This is a genomic window from Actinacidiphila cocklensis (assembly GCF_907177275.1).
Classification (GTDB): Bacteria; Actinomycetota; Actinomycetes; order Streptomycetales; family Streptomycetaceae; genus Actinacidiphila; species Actinacidiphila cocklensis.
Genome location: NZ_CAJSLV010000001.1, coordinates 432,505 through 450,369, shown reverse-complemented (window position 1 = coordinate 450,369; position 17,865 = coordinate 432,505). Strand labels below are relative to the sequence as shown.

Annotated in this window: 11 protein-coding genes; 10 read left to right on the top strand and 1 reads right to left on the bottom strand. The window is 73.3% G+C overall.

The genetic code is table 11. The annotated features are described in order from the left end of the window. The 9 genes from NFU81_RS01805 to NFU81_RS01765 all read left to right on the top strand — a co-directional run. Nucleotides 1–1,746 (top strand): M1 family metallopeptidase (locus tag NFU81_RS01805; protein WP_251484076.1); only part of this gene is annotated, 1,746 nt, incomplete at its 5' end. Between the two features lie 179 nt (nt 1,747–1,925). Beyond that, complete coding sequence (locus NFU81_RS01800; RefSeq protein WP_251484074.1) at nt 1,926–4,763, top strand: AAA family ATPase; 2,838 nt, start codon at nt 1,926–1,928, stop codon at nt 4,761–4,763. 87 nt (nt 4,764–4,850) lie between these two features. Continuing rightward, nucleotides 4,851–5,723 carry a patatin-like phospholipase family protein gene (locus NFU81_RS01795; protein ID WP_251484072.1) on the top strand — a complete coding sequence of 291 codons (873 nt, stop codon included), beginning with the start codon at nt 4,851–4,853 and terminating at the stop codon, nt 5,721–5,723. Next, entirely contained in the window at nt 5,720–6,826 is a 1,107-nt protein-coding gene (locus NFU81_RS01790; protein ID WP_251484070.1) for a lysophospholipid acyltransferase family protein, read from the top strand. The genes NFU81_RS01795 and NFU81_RS01790 overlap by 4 nt, the downstream gene beginning before the upstream one ends. A gap of 339 nt (nt 6,827–7,165) precedes the next feature. Continuing rightward, nucleotides 7,166–9,094, top strand: a complete 1,929-nt coding sequence (locus NFU81_RS01785; RefSeq protein ID WP_251484068.1) for a lamin tail domain-containing protein — start codon at nt 7,166–7,168, stop codon at nt 9,092–9,094. A 423-nt stretch (nt 9,095–9,517) separates the two neighbouring features. Next, on the top strand, nt 9,518–10,042 hold the full coding sequence (locus NFU81_RS01780; RefSeq protein ID WP_251484065.1) for a PadR family transcriptional regulator: 525 nt from the start codon (nt 9,518–9,520) through the stop codon (nt 10,040–10,042). Next, a complete protein-coding gene (locus NFU81_RS01775) occupies nt 10,039–10,737 on the top strand; it encodes an ABC transporter ATP-binding protein (protein WP_251484062.1) in 699 nt (232 codons plus the stop codon). Before NFU81_RS01780 ends, NFU81_RS01775 begins: the two co-directional genes overlap by 4 nt. Then, entirely contained in the window at nt 10,734–13,001 is a 2,268-nt protein-coding gene (locus NFU81_RS01770) for an FtsX-like permease family protein (RefSeq protein ID WP_251484060.1), read from the top strand. The genes NFU81_RS01775 and NFU81_RS01770 overlap by 4 nt, the downstream gene beginning before the upstream one ends. 352 nt (nt 13,002–13,353) lie before the next feature. Continuing rightward, nucleotides 13,354–14,454, top strand: a complete 1,101-nt coding sequence (locus tag NFU81_RS01765) for an NADH:flavin oxidoreductase/NADH oxidase (protein WP_251484058.1) — start codon at nt 13,354–13,356, stop codon at nt 14,452–14,454. Nucleotides 14,455–14,548: 94 nt separating this feature from the next. On the opposite strand, the gene NFU81_RS01760 is transcribed toward NFU81_RS01765, so the two are convergent. After that, nucleotides 14,549–16,480 carry a hypothetical protein gene (locus tag NFU81_RS01760; RefSeq protein WP_251484056.1) on the bottom strand — a complete coding sequence of 644 codons (1,932 nt, stop codon included), beginning with the start codon at nt 16,478–16,480 and terminating at the stop codon, nt 14,549–14,551. Between the two features lie 461 nt (nt 16,481–16,941). Between NFU81_RS01760 and NFU81_RS01755 the strand changes: the two genes are divergently transcribed. Further along, the gene (locus NFU81_RS01755; protein WP_251484055.1) at nt 16,942–17,823 is read left to right on the top strand and encodes a S1 family peptidase; all 882 of its coding nucleotides are present in this window, start codon (nt 16,942–16,944) and stop codon (nt 17,821–17,823) included. Nucleotides 17,824–17,865: the final 42 nt, after the last annotated feature.

The following is a 17,865-nucleotide window of genomic DNA, read 5'->3' as shown; positions in this document are numbered from 1 at the left end:
GGGTTCGAGAACGGGAGTTCGCCCTGGACGGCGTCGAGCGGTGTGATCACCGCCGACAGCGGCCAGAGCCCGCACTCGGGCAGCAGCTTCGCGTGGCTGAACGGCTACGGGTCGACGCACACCGACACCCTCAGCCAGTCGCTGGCGATACCCGCCGGGTGCAGCGCCGCCTCGCTGACCGTGTGGCTGCACGTCGACACCGCCGAGACGACGACCACCACCGCGTACGACAAGCTCACCGCGAAGCTCGGCAGCAGCACGCTGGCGACGTACTCCAACCTCGACGCGGCCGCGGGGTACGTGCAGCGGACGTTCGACGTGTCGTCCTTCATCGGGCAGAGCGTGAGCCTGGCCTTCAGCGGTACCGAGGACTCCGGGCTGCAGACCAGCTTCGTGATCGACGACGTGGCACTCACCACCTCGGGGGACGGCACCACCCCGCCGACCACTCCCCCGACGACCCCGCCCACCTCGCCGCCGGCCGCGGACACCACCCGGACGCCGGCCTCGCCCTCGTACACCGTCAGCCTCACCAGCGACGCGACCGGCGTGACCTGGAACGGCCACGAGAGCGTGACCTTCACCAACGCCTCGCCGTCGCCGCTGAACGACGTCTACCTGCGGCTGTGGGACAACTACCACGGCTCCTGCCCGACCACGCCGATCACCGTCAGCAACGTGACCGGCGGCACCGCGGGTGCGCTGACGGTCGGCTGCACGGCCCTCGACATCACCCTGCCCGCGCCGCTGACCCAGGGCCAGTCGGGCACCGTCGGCTTCGACCTGAAGATCGCGGTGCCCAGCGGGGCCGACCGGTTCGGGCACGACGGCGCGTTCAGCTTCATCGGCAACGCCCTGCCGCTGCTGGCGATCAGGGACGGCTCCGGCTGGCACCTGGACCCGTACACCAACAACGGCGAGTCCTTCTACTCGCTGGCCGCGGACTTCCGCGTCACCCTCGACCACCCCTCGACCCTCCAGGTGCCCGCCACCGGCACCTCGGTGGACACCCCCGGGACCTCCGGACGTACGGTCACCACGGCCACCGCCACCAAGGTCCGCGACTTCGCCTGGGCGGCGGGCGCGTTCAGCAAGGTCTCCGGCACCTCGGCCGGCGGCGTGAAGGTCAACGTCTACGCGGTCAGCGGGATCAGCTCGTCGAGCTCCCAGTCGATGCTCAGCACCTCGATCTCGGCGCTCGACGCGCACGCGGGCCGCTTCGGCGCCTACCCCTACGGCGAGGTGGACGCCGTGCTGGACAACAACTTCTGGTTCGGCGGGATGGAATACCCCGGGTTCGTGCTCGACCTGGTGGACAGCACCGCGCTCACCCATGAGCTGGGCCACCAGTGGTGGTACGGGATCGTCGGCGACGACGAGTACAACAGCCCGTGGCTGGACGAGGCGTTCACGGACTACTCCACGGACCTCGCGCTCGGCAAGACGGGCACGAGCTGCTGGAACAGCGTGTCGTGGGCGTCGTCGAGCGAGAAGATCACCAACTCGATGGCGTACTGGGACGCGCACTCCTCGCGGTACTCCACGGTGGTCTACGGGTACGGCAAGTGCGCGCTGCACGATCTGCGGCGGCTCATCGGCGACAGCGCGATGACCACGCTGCTGCGCACCTACGCGCAGGCGCACTGGTACGGCGTCTCCACGACCGCCGAGTTCAAGGCGGCGGCGCAGGCGGCGACGTCGACCGATCTCACGTCGTTCTGGAGTACGCACCGGATCGACGGGTAGTCGTCCCGTCGCGGGCTTTCTCAGGGGCCTTTGAGAACGGCGGGCGTGCCCCCCTCACCGGGGGCACGCCCGCCTTCTGCTGCTCACCGCCGGGAGGCGGCCGGCCGGGCCGAGGCGGGATTGACCGATGGGGCGGGGATTCCGACACTGAGGGCTCCGGCTCCCAGGTTGGCAGGTGCATGGTCAGACGGATCGGATCGGTCAGTTCGGACGCGCGTCCCGCCGGCCGGGGCGCGCTGCTCGCGACCGCCAGGGCCGCGCTGGACGCCGGCGGCAGCGTGCTGCTCACCGGCGAACCGGGCATCGGCAGGTCCACGGTGCTGGACACGCTGGCGGCCGAGCGGGCGGGCACCGGGACCGCGGTGCTGCGGTGCGCGCCCGCGGAGGGCGAGCGGCATCTGCCCTTCCTCGGCATGATCGACCTGCTCTGCGAGGTGGGCGACCCGGTCCTCGCGACGCTCTCGCCACGCGAACAGGCGGTGATGCGTGCGGCGTTGCACCGGTCGGGGCACGAGGCGCCGCAACCCGGGAGCGCGTACGACGCCGTCCTCACGCTGCGGGTGGCCGTGCTCAAGACGCTCACCGCGCTGTGCGAGCACTCCCCCGTGCTGCTCGTCCTGGACGACGCGCAGTGGCTGGACCGCCCGAGCGCGGAGGCGCTGGCGTTCGTGGCCCGGCGTGCCCGGCGGCTGCCGCTCGCCGCCGTCGCGGCCTGGCGCACCCCGTACGGACCGGCGGGGGCCGGCAGCGGGCGGGCCGAAGAGCTGTGCCCCGGGCCCGTGGTGCCGCTGGCCGTGCCGCCGATGGCCGAGCGCGAGGTCGCAGCGCTGCTCTCCGGGCAGGAGGGACCCGCGTGGCCGCGACCGGTGCTCGCCCGGCTGCACGCGGCGTCGGGCGGCAATCCGTACGCGGCCCTCGAACTGTCCCGCGCGCTGGCCGAGGAGAGCCGCACGACCGGGCGGGACCCGGCGGGGCCGCTGCCGATCCCGCCCGCCCTGCGCCGCCTGCTGCTCGCCCGGCTCGCCGCGCTGACGCCGCGCGCCCGCCGCACCCTGCTCGCCGCGAGCGCCGCGGCCCACCCCACCGTCGCGCTGCTGCGCCGGGCCGGCTGCGACACCGCGCAGGCCGACGTGCAGGAGGCGGTACGGCTGGGCATCGTCGAACCGTCGCAGGCCGGGGCCGTACGGTTCGCCCAGCCGCTGATGGCACGGGTCGTGTACGACAGGGCCGCCCCCGCCGGGCGCCGCCGGGCGCACGCCGCGCTCGCCGAGGCGGCCGACGACCCGGTCGAACGCGCCCACCACCTCGCGTCGTTGTCGCCCGGCTGGAACGCCGAGACCGCCGCAGCCCTCACCGCCGCCGCCACCGCCGCCCGGCGGCGCGGCTCCCCCGCGACCGCCGCCCGGCTCGGCCGGCTCGCCGCCGACCGCACCCCGTCGGGCGACCCCGCGGCCGACGCCGACCGGCGGCTCACCGCCGCCGAGGACGCCGTCGCCGCCGGCGACTACGCGCTGGCCCGCGACCTCGCGCACGAGGTGCTCGCCGAGTCCGCCCGCCCCGCGGACCGGGTGCGGGCGTGGATCGTGGTCCTCGACTCGTGCGGGCAGGCGATGGCCGAGGTCGCCGACGTCTTCCCGCGGGCGCTCGAAGACGCCCGCGACGACCCGGAGTTACTGGCCCGGCTGTACTACCGGCTCAGCTGGCGGGCCTGGTTGGTGGAGGGCTCGGCGGCCGCCGCGCTGCCCCATGCGGCACGCTCGGCGGTCCTGGCGCTGCGCGCCGGCGACCGGCGGACCGAACTGCTCGCGCTCACCCAGCAGGCGGCCCTGGAGTTCTACCTCGGCCGTCCCGCCGCCGAGCGGACCCTGGCGCGGGCGCTGGCCGCACCGCAGGACCCGCAGGTCCTCTTCGACCACAACGGCCCGGTCTTCCTCAAGCACCGCCGCCACCTCCTGCACGACCGGCTCGACGACGCCAGGACCGAACTGCGGGCGCTGGTCTACACCGTGCGGCACCGGGGTTCCGCCGAGAGCCTGTGCCACTGCCTGTCCGGCCTGGCACAGGTCGAGATCCTGCGCGGCCGCTGCGAGGCCGCCCTCGACCTCGCCCACCAGGCGCTGCGGGTCACCGAGCAGGCCGGGCTGAGCCAGGGGCCCGCCTGGTACGCGGTCGCGCTCGCCGAGGCGGCCGGCGGTGCGGCGGACCGGGCACTGGCCGCCGCGGACCGGGCCAGGCGGCACAGCGAGGACGACGACGACCAGCTGTTCCTGCCGCGCGCGCTGCACGCGGAGGGCCACGTCCGGCTGCTGCGCGGCGAACCGGCCGCGGCCGTGCACGCCCTCCAGCGGGTCCGGCTGCTGGAGACCGGGCAGGGTCAGGGCGATCCCGCCGTACGCCGCTGGCAGCCCGACCTCGCGGAGGCGCTGGTCGCGACGGGCCGCGCGGACGAGGCGGCGGAACTCCTCGCGGAGACCCGCGCGCAGGCGGCCCGGCTGGGCAGGAACGGGCTGCTCGCGGTGCTGGACCGGGCGGCGGGACTGGTCGCAGAGGCGCAGGGCGACCCCGCCGCTGCGGCCGCCCGGCTCGAACAGGCAGCCACGCGGCTCGCAGCCCTGCCGTACCGCCTGGAGGAGGCCCGCACCCACCTCGCCCTCGGCCGGTTCCACGCCCGCCGCGGCGAACCTGCCACGGCCCGCGCCGCCCTCACCGAGGCCGCCCGCCTCTTCACCCGCGCCGGCGCCCACCCCTGGCTGGCCGTCACCACCACCACCCTCGACCGCCTCGACGTCCCCGCCGCCGCGCCCGCCTCCCCCGCCGGCCTCGACGCCCTCACGCCCACCGAGCACCGTGTCGCCCTCCTGGTCGCCCAGGGCGCCAGCAACCGCGAGATCGCCGCCCACCTCACCGTCAGCGTCAAGACCGTCGAGGCCGCCCTCACCCGCGCCTACCGCAAGCTCTCCGCACGCTCCCGGGTCTCCCTGGCCCGCGCGGTCATGGGCACGGGCGGTCCGCCATGAAACCCGGCGCCAATCGGCCGCACCGCGGCCGCAACACCGCTCCCGTTGTGCGTGGTTGGGGTCGGCAACGCGGGGCATCCGAGAGGCATGGACGGCAGTTCGGGTGACGTGCGCGGCCCCGCGTTCGTGCTGGGCGGGGGCGGTGCGCTGGGAGCGTACGAAGTCGGCATGCTCAAAGCGCTGCTGGCCGCGGGAGTGCGGCCGGGCCTGGTCCTGGGGACGTCGGTCGGTGCGATCAACGGGGCCGCCGTCGCGGCTGATCCGTCGCAGGCGTCGGTGAACCGCCTGATCGACCTGTGGACGGGGATGGGCAGGGCGGGGGTGTTCACCGGCTCCGTGGTGGGGCGGGTGTCCACCGCCGTGCGGACGCGTACGCACCTCTACCCGCCGGCGCCGCTGCTCGATCTGCTGCGCACCCACCTGCCCGTCGCCCTCATCGAGGAACTGGCGTTGCCCTTCCAGTGCGTGGCGGCGAGCATCGAGAACGCAGCGGAGCACTGGTTCGGCAGCGGTCCGCTCGTCGAGGCGGTGCTCGCCTCGTCCGCGGTGCCGGGGCTGCTGCCGCCCGTCAGGATCGGCGACGAGCACTTCGTGGACGGCGGGCTGGTCAACAGCATTCCGGTGGGGCGGGCCGTCGCCCTGGGCGCCAGGGAGATCTACGTCCTCCAGGTCGGCCGGATCGAGCGGCGCCTCAGGCCGCCGAGGCTGCCGTGGGAGGTGGCGACCATCGCCTTCGAGATCGCCCGCAGGCACCGCTTCTCGCGTGACATGGCCGACCTGCCGCCGGAGGTCACCGTGCACGTCCTGCCCAGCGGGGCGGCACCGGGCGACACCGGTACGCCCCTGAGACAGCTGCGCCACCGGGCCTTCGGGCAGACGGCGGAGCGCATCGAACGCGCCTACGCCGCCTCCTCCCGCCACCTGGACCTCGTCCTCGACACCGCACGCGGCCCGGCGTGAGCGACGGCCCCCTGACCGGCGGGACGGCCGGCGGCGCGCGTGCCCGTCCCGTCGGCAGAACGCGCCCGCGGCCCACCCGGGCCATATCCGCGCTGTCCACCGGAGCCCGGCGGTTGGTCACCACCGTGCTCCTGGTCGCCCTGATCCCGGTGGCGGCAGCCCTGCTGGTCGCCGTGACCGCCGTCGGCGCCCCCGTCTCGCTGGCCACGCGCGGGCCGTGGCGTCCGACGCGGATGGCCGCCTTCCTGCTGGTCTACCTGCTCGCGGACCTCGGCGGCCTGCTGGCGGCCGCGGCGCTCTTCCTGCGCAACCCCGTTGCGGGGCCGGACGCACGCGCCCGGCGGGCGGCCGACGCCTTCGCGCTGCTCGCCCGGCTGCTGCCCGTACTGCGCCGGGCGGCGGAGCGGCTGTTCCGCCTGGAGGTCGAGACGACCCCGGCTCTGCCCGCGCCCGCCCCGCCGCCGCGCGGGCCGCTGCTGGTCCTCGTACGGCACGCCGGGCTGGGCGACTCCTTCCTGCTCCTGCAGATCCTGCTCACCGAGGCCGGCCTGCTGCCGCACACCGTGCTGAAGGGGGTGCTGCGCGCCGACCCGTGCCTCGACGTCCTGCTCGGCCGGGTCCCGCACTGCTTCCTGCCGCCGGAACAGGGCACCGCCCAGGACGCGATCGCGGAGCTTGCCGCGGGGCTGCTGCCGCGGGACGCGCTGGTGATCTTCCCCGAGGGCGGCAACTTCACCCCCGGCCGCCACCACCGCGCCGTCGCCCGGCTGCGCCGCCTCGGCCAGTACCGGCGGGCCGCCCGTGCCGCGCGGCTGCACTACGTCCTCCCGCCCCAGGAGGCCGGGAGCCTCGCGGCGCTGGCGGCGGCTCCCACCGCCGACGTGGTCTTCGTGGCCCACTCCGGGCTCGACGTCATCGCCTCCCCCCGCGCCGCCTGGTCCTTCCTGCCGCTCCGGCGCCCGGTGCGGGTCCACTGGTGGCGCGTACCGGCCGCGGACATACCGGCGGGCGACGCGGCCCGCGGCGAGTGGCTCCTGCGGCAGTGGGAGCGGATGGACCGCTGGACCGCCGAGCAGGCGGTCGCGGCGACACCGCACGTGTGAGCCGGACGGGACCAGCGCAGCCGACGGTCACCGCCCCGCGGGAGCCGCGTTCGACACGGACCCGTCCGACGGCACGGCCGCGCCCACCCTCAACTGACCCCGTCCCCGCACCCGGAGTGCCGGCTCCCGTGCGGGAGCCGGCACTCCGGCACGGCCTCCGGGTGGCAACGTTGCGGCGGCCAGCGTTCCGGTTGCCAGCAACCGGTATTCGGCCGCAGTTCACGCCGTTTCCACGTTCTGTCAGCAGAGTTCGACCCCGTGCCTACAACCAACTCGCGTGCCCGCGTGGCCACTTTGTGTGCCGCTGCGCTGACGTTTTCCGGACTTCTCGTCACAGGGGTGCTTGCCGCTCAGCCCGCGGCTGCGGCGGACCCGGCCGGCTACCAGAACGTGCGGATCAACGAGGTCACCTCGTCGAACAACGACACCGTGGAGCTGTACAACAGCGGCCCGAGCGCGGTGAGCATCAGCGGCTGGAAGATGTCGGACGACAGCTTCTCGGCCCAGTCGTTCAGCCCGTCCTCCACCACGATCCAGGCCGGCGGCTTCGTCACCTTCAACTCGCCCAAGGGACTGGGCGACTCGGACAAGGTGGTGCTCTACACCTCCGGCGGGACCGTGGTCGACCGCGTCGACTGGGCCACGGACAAGGCGAAGCCGTCGATGGCGCGTTGCGGCGGCGACGGCACGGGGGCGTGGGTGACCGCGACCGCGACGGCCACCTTCGGCGCCGCCAACGCCCCGGGCTGCCCGTCGTCGGTCCCGGCGGCGGGCAAGGTGCGGATCAACGAGGTCACCTCGGACGGCTCGGACACCGTGGAGCTGTACAACGGCGGTACGAGCGCGGTCAGCGTCGGGTCGTGGAAGTACGTCGACGGCGACACCAGCCACTCCGCGGCCTCGGTCTCGTCCTCCTCGCCGAGCGCGACCAGCATCCCGGCAGGCGGCTACGTCACGTTCAACTCCACCATCGGCCTGGGCGACAACGACTCGGCCTTCCTCCTCGACGGCAGCGGCAACACCGTCGACTCGGTGACCTGGGCGACCGGCGCCGCCAAGCCGTCGGACGAGCGCTGCGTCAACGGCACCGGGTGGTTCCAGACCGCCACGACCGCGACGCTCGGCAGCGCGAACTCCTGCTCGGGCGGCGGCGGTTCGACCGGCGGCACCACGGGCGGCACGACCGGCGGCACCGGCGGCGGCCAGCCCGGCCAGCTGCTGGGCGGCGGCGGCTCGCTCACCAGTGGCTGCACCCCCGAGGCGCCCTCCGGCACGGGTTCCACCCCGTCGGGCACCCTCGCGTGGCCCGGCGGGCAGGACGTCACGATCGCCGACGACGTCTGCGCGTTCACCACGTCCACCGGCCCCGAGGGCCGTGACGTGAGCGGCCTGGCGTTCGACCCGGCGAACCCGTCGGTGCTGTGGGCCGCCAAGAACAAGAACTGGCTGTACAAGCTGGTCAAGAGCAACGGCAAGTGGGTCCCTGACGCGTCCTGGAGCGCGACCGGCAAGCAGATCCGCTTCTCCGGCGGCTCCGGCGAGCCGGACTCCGAGGGCGTGACGGTCGGCGGCAACGGCCACATCTACGTGACCTCCGAGCGCGACAACACCAAGAACACCGCGCCCAAGGACACGATCCTGGAGTTCGACCCGGCCGCGACCGGGTCCACGCTCACCCCGGTCCACCAGTGGGACATGACCTCGCAGTTCCCGCAGCTCAACACCGGCAGCAAGGACGACGCCAACCTCGGCTTCGAGGGCGTCGGCTACGTGCCGGACAGCTGGCTGACCGCGGGCGGCTGGGTCGACCCGCTCACCCACGCCGCCTACAACCCGGCGAACTACCCGCTGCACGGTTCCGGCCTGTACTTCGCCGGCCTGGAGTGGGACGGCTCCCTGCACGTCTACGGCCTGAACTCCGACGGCACCTTCACCACCTTCGGCACGATCGCGACCGGCAAGTCCTCCGTGATGGACGTGACCTTCGACGCCGGAACCCAGCGCATCATCGCCAGCTGCGACAACACCTGCGGTGAGACGCACACCTTCATGAAGGTCGACGCCGGCGGCGCGATCGTCCCCGACGTGACCTACACCAACCCGGCCGTCATGCCGATCGACAACCTGGAGGGCTTCGCGATCGCCCCGACCTCCACCTGCGTCGACAACACCCGTGAGGCCGTCTGGTCCGACGACGGCATCTACGGCTTCGGCTCCAAGACCTCCTCCAGCGGCCACGCCATCTACAGCGGCACCTTCCCCTGCTGACAGCTCCGCTTCACTGCTGACACCTCCGCGCCCCGCCCGGGTCCACCGGGCGGGGCGCGCTCACTCCTGGCGCAGCCGCAGGGCGTCCCGCAGCCCGTTGTGCCGGAACCGGTACGCCGCCCCGTACGCCCCCTGAGCACGACGACGACACCGCCGAGTGCCGCCGGAAATACCGCCGGGCCTTGATTGCCGCCCTGCTGTACCAGCTGTAGGAACCGTCCGCCAGGGACATCGAATAGCCCTGCTGAGCGGATACGTCCGACGACGGGACCGTCACCGCATTGCCCCCCAAGCGCATACGGCGAGTGTTGCTCTCACGTTAGAGCAAGCACGGACGATTTCAGCGAGTCGGTTGAACTGACGCAAAGTGACCGGCCGTTGGCGCTGTTGACCGGGTGTGCACACCGAGTGTATACACGGAGTGTGAACGTACCTCTGACACTCCTGGGACTGCTGGAACGGCAGTCGAGCCACGGCTACGACCTCAAAAGGGACTACGACACGTACTTCAGCCCGGGCAAGCCGCTGCTGCTCGGGCAGGTGTACTCGACGCTCGGGCGGCTCGCCCGCGACGGCAAGGTCGTGGTCGGCGCGGCGGAGCCGGGGGCCGGCCCCGACCGCAAGCGCTACGTCATCACCGAACGCGGCGCCACCGAGGTGGAGGTCTGGCTGACCGAACCGGTCGAGACCGAACAGCACCTGCAGACCGAGCTGTTCACCAAGGTCGTCCTCGCCCTGATGCTGGGCCGCGACGCCTCGGCCTACCTGGACCTGCAGCGCACCGCGCACGTCGCGCGGATGCGCGAGCTCACCGAGATCAAGCGCACCGGGCTGCTGATCGACAAACTGCTCGCCGACCACAGCATGTTCCGCCTGGAGGCGGACCTGCGGTGGATCGACGTCACCCAGGCCCGGCTGGGCGCGCTCGCCGAGGAGGTGCGCAAGTGACCGGCTCCACCACTGCCCTGATCGAGGCGCGGGACGTCGTGCTGTCCTTCGGGCAGACACCCGCGCTGCGCGGCGCCGACCTGTCGGTGGCGGCAGGCGAGATCCTGGCCGTCATGGGTCCGAGTGGCTCGGGCAAGTCGACGCTGCTGCACTGCATGGCCGGCATCCTCGTACCCGACAGCGGCGAGGTCCTCTTCGACGGCCGCCGGGTGGACCGGATGCGCGAGCCCGAGCGCAGCGAACTGCGGCGCGACCGCTTCGGCTTCGTCTTCCAGTTCGGCCAGCTCGTACCGGAGCTGACCGCGGAGGAGAACGTCGCGATGCCGCTGCTGCTCGGCGGGGCACGCAGGGGTCCGGCGCTCGCTGAGGCCCGCGGATGGTTCCCGCGGCTCGGTCTGGACGGACTGGAGGGCCGCAGGTCCGGTGAGTTGTCGGGCGGTCAAGCCCAACGAGTCGCGCTGGCACGCGCCATGGCCGCGCGGCCCGACGTGCTGTTCGCCGACGAGCCGACCGGGTCGCTGGACTCGCTCACCGGCGAGCAGGTGATGGAGCTGCTGGTCGACGCGGTCCGGGAGAACGGCACGACGGCCGTCATCGTCACCCACGAGGCGCGCGTCGCCGCCTGCGCCGACCGCGAGGTCATGGTGCGCGACGGCAAGGTGACCTCGCTGCGCCTGGAACGGACCGGCCCGTGATCCGCCTCGGAGTGCGGCTCGCACTCGGCGGCGGCCGCGACGCCCTGATCCGCCTGGTCATCATCGCCTCCGCCGTCGCGCTGGGCACCGGCCTGCTGCTCGGCACCCTGGCGGCGCTCAACGCCACCGGCACCCAGAACGACCGCAACGCCTGGCTGAACACCGGCCGGGACGGCTCCGGCGGGGCTCCGGCGGCCGATCGCCAGGAGGGCGCGGCGGCCGACCCGCTGTGGTGGCAGCTCGGCGCGGACGGCTTCCAGGGAAAGCTCATCGGCCGGATCGACGTCGCCGCCACCGGCCCGCACTCGCCGGTCCCGCCGGGCATGCCCCGGCTGCCGGGGCCGGGCGAGTTCTACGCCTCCCCTGCGATGAGCGCGCTGCTGCGCGACACCCCGGCCGGTGAACTCGCCGCCCGCTACCCGGGCCGGCAGGCCGGCGTCATCGGCGACGCGGCACTCCCCGGCCCCGACTCGCTGATCGTCGTCGTCGGCCACCGCCCCGCCGAACTCGCCGGGCAGCGCAACGCCGTGAAGGTCGCCGCGATCGCCACCCTGTCGCCGAGCACCTGCAACGGCCCGAGCTGCGACATCGGCACCGACAGCAACGGCATGATCCTCATCCTCTCCGTCGTCGCCGCAGCAATGATCTTCCCGGTGCTGGTCCTCGTCGGCACCGCCACCCGGCTCTCGGCGGCCCGGCGCGAGCAGCGCTTCGCCGCGATGCGGCTGATCGGAGCGACACCACGGCAGATCTCGGTGATATCGGCGGTCGAGTCGACCGTCGCCGCGGCGGCGGGGGTCGCGGTCGGCTTCGGCCTGTACGGGCTGCTGCGCCCGCTGCTGGCGAAGGTCAGCTTCACCGCGACGCCGTTCTTCTCCAGCGACCTGTCCCTCACCACCGCCGACGTCCTCGCGGTCGCCCTCGGCGTCCCGGTGGCGGCCGCGGTCTCCGCGCGGATCGCGCTGCGCCGGGTACAGATCTCCCCGCTCGGCGTCACCAGGCGGACCACGCCGCGGCCGCCGCGGGCCACGCGGGCGATCCCGCTGGCGCTCGGTCTGCTCGAACTCGGCTTCTTCATCGGCCGCCGCCCCGCGACCAGCGGCGGCCAGGCGCTGGCCTTCCTGCCCGGCACCCTGCTGGTGCTCGGCGGGATCGTGCTGGCCGGCCCGTGGCTGACCATGGTCGGCGCCCGGCTGATGGCCGCCCGTGCCCGCCGCGCCTCGGGGCTGGTCGCCGGCCGCCGGCTGGCCGACGACCCCCGGGCGGGTTTCCGTGCCGTGAGCGGGCTGGTCCTCGCGCTGTGCGTGACGACCGGGGCGGTCGGCGTGATCGACGCGATGGTGCACGAACGCGGAGTGCCGAGCAGCCCCGAGCCCGTACGCAACACGGTGCTGAGCGACCACACCGAGTACCTCCCCGGTCGCACGGTCGGCACCGCCGCCCAGCCGGCGGACGGCCTGCTGGCCGCGCTGCGCGCGGTGCCCGGTGTCGGCGGCGTCACCGTCATCCACTCCGACCCCGCGGCCTTCGACCGCTCACCGCGCGGGGACGGCGGCGGGCTGGCCGACTGCACCGAGCTGGCGGCCATGCCGGTGTACGGCACCTGCCCGCCCGGCGCCCGGACCGCGTCCGTGCCCGTCGGCTTCAGCTCGTACGGCCTGGGGCCCGACCCGTCGTGGCCGTCCGGCTGGCCGGCCGCCACGGCGAGCCCCGAGCAGCTGCGGCGGCTGCCGGTGACGCAGATCGCCGTCACCACCGACGGCTCCCGCAGCGCCGTCGAGACGGCACGTACCCTGCTGGCCGCCGCATACCCGGCGGACGACCCGCCTTATACGATCGCCGAGGGCCGCGGCCGGATGTCGGCGGAACTGGACGGCTACCGGCAACTGGCCGACGTGGTCATCGCGGTGAGCTTCCCGATCGCCGGATGCAGCATGGCGGTCAGCGTGGCCGGCGGGCTCAGCGACCGCCGACGCCCCTTCAGCCTGCTGCGGCTGACCGGAGTACGGCTGCGCACCCTGCGCGGGGTCGTGCTGCTGGAGAGCGCCGTCCCGCTGCTGGCGGTCGCAGTGGTCGCGATCGCCACCGGATTCCTCGCCGCCCAGCTCTTCCTCCAGGCGCAGCTGGGCTACTCGCTGCACCCGCCCGGCGGCGAGTACTACGCGATCGTCATCGCCGGCGTCCTCGCGGCACTCGCCGTGATCGCCGCGACCCTACCCCTCCTCTCCCGCCTCACAGGACCGGAGAACACCCGCAACGAATAGCGCCGCCCTGGACACCGGCCTCCTGCTCCGCACCGCGGAGTGGGGGGTCGTCCTGGGCGTCAACTCCCGGCGAGCGTTCAGGGACCTCCGCGCAGCCTCGGGCGACCGTCGGCACGGAGCCGCACCGCGCCACCTCCCTCACGGACGGGCAGGCCGCATTGACCTGCATGGATGAGGGCGCGGACGGCTCCGGCGCCGCCGAACACGCGGCCGCGTGACGGAGATCATATCCATGCGTAGACATATACCCGCTTGTGCAAGTATTATTTGGGTCAGGCACCGCCCGCCCGCCGGCGAGGCGGCCGCTCGCCCCGTGTATCGTCCGGCACTGCCTCAACTGCGGAGACTCCCCATGCCCAAGCTGTTCGAGCCGTACACCCTGCGGTCGCTGACCGTGCGCAACCGCGTCTGGATGGCGTCCATGTGCCAGTACAGCGCCGCGACCGCGGGAGCGGACACCGGTATCGCGAACGACTGGCACTTCACCCACCTCTCCGCGCGGGCGGCCGGCGGCACGGGACTGATCCTCACCGAGGCCACAGCGATCAGCCCGGAGGGCCGGATCACCCCTTACGACCTCGGCATCTGGAACGACACGCAGGTCGACGCCTTCAAGCGGGTGACCGCGTTCCTCAAGGAGCAGGGCACCGTGGCCGGCATCCAGCTCGCCCACGCCGGCCGCAAGGCGTCCACCGAGCGGCCCTGGGTGGACCGCGGCGCCCCGATCCCGGCCGACGCGCCGCTCGGGTGGACGCCGGTCGGCCCGAGCGCCGTCCCCTTCGGGCCGGGCTCGACCGTGCCGGAGGAGCTGACCGAGGACGGCATCCGCCGGATCGTCGGGGAGTTCGCCGACGCGGCCCGCAGGGCGCGCGCCGCCGGCTTCGAGGTCGTGGAGATCCACGGCGCCCACGGCTACCTGCTCCACCAGTTCCTCTCGCCGTACACCAACCGCCGCACCGACGCCTACGGCGGCTCCTTCGAGAACCGGGTCCGCTTCCCGCTGGAGGTCGTCGAGGCGGTGCGCGCCGTGTGGCCGCAGGACCTGCCGGTCTTCTTCCGGGTCTCGGCGACGGACTGGCTCAGCGAGAACGCGGAGGACGACCGCGAGGGCTGGACGGCCGATGACACCGTGGCCTTCGCCAAGGAGCTGCACGCCCGCGGGGTGGACCTGCTGGACGTCTCCACCGGCGGCAACGCCCCCGACGCCCGCATCCCGGCGGCCCCAGGTTTCCAGGTCCCTTTCGCCGAGCGCGTGCGCAACGAGGCCGGTATGCCCGTCACCGCGGTCGGCCTGATCACCGAACCGGCCCAGGCCGAGGAGATCGTGGCCTCCGGCCGTGCGGACGCGGTGCTGCTGGCCCGGCAACTCCTGCGCGACCCGTACTGGGCACGCCACGCGGCGGAGGAACTCGGCGCCCAGCCGTACGTACCCCAGCCGTACCACCGCTCCTAGCGGACCGCCCGCGACCGGGCGCCTGGGTACCCCCCGGCGTACCGCGGGCTCGCAACCGGGAGGCTGCGAGCCCGCGTTCGCGCGGCGCCGGGGTCTAGCGGGTGTTCGCGCCGACGGCCGTGCGGCCGTCCTGGGTGTCCTCGCTGAAGGCGACGTTCACCGGGGCCGGTTCGCCGATGAACTCGGTCGCCCCGACCTCGCCGAGCACGCCCACGTCGAGGGTGCAGGCCTCGAGGAGCGTGGCGTCCCGCACGCCGTCCTTCTGGCAGATCTCCAGCGCCTTGGCCTGCACGTCCTTGGGCAGCTGGTCGGCCCAGAAGGGGGCAGCGGGGTCGGCTGCCTGCGTCTTGTCGCCGCACACCGCGACCAGGGACTGGCTGTCCGGCACCCGCCAGCTGTCGCCGTACACGCTGTAGAGCGTCTTGAAGTCGACCGGGATGGACAGGACGGCGCCGGTGCTCGTGCGCAGCTTGTCGTTGGTGCCGGGCGCGTTGGCCAGCAGTCCGGTCACCGGCTGCGGATACGAGCCCAGGCCGACGAAGACGTCCACGTAACCGGGGTTGACGGTGGCCGTCATGCTGTCGCCCTGCGGGTCGGTCACCACGTACTGGCTGCCGTTGCGCACGATCCTGTCACCGGAGGCCAGGGTGATCGTCCCGCCCGAACCGAGCGACGTGGGAGCCCCGTTGACCACCAGGCCGCGGGCGGCGCACACCGCCACCTTGTCCGCGCCCATCTGCGTGGCCACGCCGCTGTTGACGGCCGCCCCCGGCCAGCCGAGCGGTGCCCCGGAGACCTGGTTGTTCTGCACGGTCATCGCCGAGGAGCGGGCGAGCGTGAAGGCGCCCTCCGCCTGGAAGTCGTAGTACGTGCCGCCGAAGGTCTCCAGGTGCGTGTCGCCCGTGCCGTGCGCCGCGGCGCAGGAGGGCGGGCTGGTCAGGATGTTGCTCTGGACGCTCTGTATGGACGGCGACGCCCCGACGCCGTAGCCGGGCGTGCCGACGAGGTTCAGGTTGTTGGTCTCACCGGTGTAGCCCTGGGTCAGGCAGGTCGGCGCGGCGGTCGTGCCGTTGTGGGTGACCGTCCGCACCGTCAGGGTGGAGCCCGGGTTGAAGGTCGCCATGGACCCGCCGCCGTTGCCGCCGATCATGAACTCGACCGCGTTCCATGCCGCGGACAGGCTCAGGGTGCTGTCGGCGGTCGAGGCGCTCAGGGTGCCGCCGCCGGTCGACATCACGACGGTGTCCAGCGCGCTGGTCACGTTGCCGGACAGGCTCAGGCCGGACAGGTTGGCGATCGGCTGCGACGGGACCGTGACGGCCGACCCGTTCTTGTAGCAGTGGACGGAGTACGTCCACCAGCCGGCGGGGCAGGTCGCGGCGTAGTTCAGGATCCAGAACTGGATGAAGGCAGAGCTGGGGCCGGAGCCGGGGTTGGAGAAGATGAACTGCTCCCAGCCCTGGCACCCGGGGTGGCCGGCGCACACCGGGCTGCTGAAGGGCGCGCTGTTGAGCTGCAGCGAGTACGAGTTGGCGACGCCGCCGCCGGTCTCGCTCGTGACGCCGGAGACGGAGGCGAACGAGCCGGTCGCCCCGTTCAGGACGCCGGACACCCCGGCGGAGAAGTCGATGCCGTTGCCGACCACGTAAGGCGCGGCTCCGGACGACGGGTTCGCGCCCGCGCCGGCGAGCGCCACGGCGGGCAGGTGCGGGCCTGCCGCGCTGTCCGCGCCCTTCGGCACGAAGGGCTTGGCCGGCGCCGTGGTGCAGCCGGTGGCCTGCCAGGTCAGCGCCGGGTAGGAGGCGGTGTAGCAGCCCTTCGCCGGGGTGGCGAGCCGGGCCATGGAGGTGTGCCACTGCTGCGCGGTCATCGGCGAGGGGGCCGCGGAGCCCGCGGCCGTGCTGGTGGGGATCAGCACGATCGCCACCAGGGTGGCGATCGCGGTCGCGATGATGCCGAAGAGCCGGCTGTGCCGTCCGTGCCGCCCTGACGTCCGTGCGTCGGGACCGGCCAAGGGTCTGTCCACGCTTCACCTTCTCGCGAGTGGGGGTGACCGGGCCGGGATCGGCCCGTCCTGGGGTCGTGCCGCGGAACTTTCGCGCATCGTAAGCAGGTGCCCACGATGCGTCGATGTCATGTACAGAAAAAGCCCATGATTGGCGACAAGTCGCCGGTCCCAGAGAAGCGACGGAAGTCTGCGGCGGGGGTCACGGCACGTCGCGGCGGTGGGCGGACCGAGGACACCCGGACGCGCTGGCCGATTCGCGCCGCTCCACGCCGCCGGAAGCCGGCGCACCTGCGCGGTCCGCGACACCCACGCCAACGGCGGCCTTCGTGCGCAGAGTTGTCGTCGATTCGCGGGATGCGACGTCGGCGGCGCCGACCAGCCCCCGAACTCACTTCACTTCCGCCTCACACATACTATGGTTCTCATAGTTGTTCTGCGGCGGCAGGACGGCAGATAGCCGAGTGGAGGAAAAGAGCCGTATGGCCATGAAGAATCGGGATCCACAGGGCAGTTGGAAGCGGCGGCTGGCCCACGGGGCTGTGGCACTGGCCGCGGTCGGGCTGACCGCCGGCCTGGGAACGGCGCAGGCCACGACGTCCGGCGCCGTCACACCGTCCATCATCGGCGGCCATCCGGCGGACCAGAACTACTCGTTCATCGTCTCGCTGCAGGTGGCGAAGAACGGCGACCCCGACCACAACCGCTGCGGAGGCGCACTGGTCAGCGCGGACTGGGTACTCACGGCGGCGCATTGCGTCACGGACGTGACAACGGACGGAACACCCTATGCGATTCAGGACCCGTCGCTATTCCACGTCAGGGTGGGATCCGACGACCGGACGGCCGGTGGCACCGTGGCCCAACTCACCGACATCGTGGTCGATCCGGGCTTCGTCGCATCCGACACCCGGGCTTCCGGCGCGGACCTCGCCCTGCTCCACCTGGCCACCCGGGTGCCGGAACGGCCCGTGAAGCTCCCCGTCAGCGAGGCCGCACCCGGCACCAGGATCCGTGAGCTCGGCTGGGGTTACACCGTCGACGCCGACTCGACCTCGGTGACGACCTTCCTCCAGCAACTCGACACCAGGATCCTGCCGTCCGACACCCCCACATGCGTGGCCGCCGCCAACGGCGACGACTCCTGGGGCATCCGGCCGGGCGACGACTGCGCGGACAACGTGGACGGCACGTTCGGACCCTGCAACGGCGATTCCGGCTCGCCCGTGGTCAGGCTCCTCGACGGCGCCTGGGTCCTGGTCGGCGCGGACTCCCGCGGCCCCGAGGAAGTCTGCGGCGCGGGACCCGACATCAGCACCAGCGCAGCCCACTTCCGCGGCTGGATCACCCAGGTGATCGGCTGACGGGGCCAGCGCGGAAACGCGGTCCGGTGACACCGCGGGCAG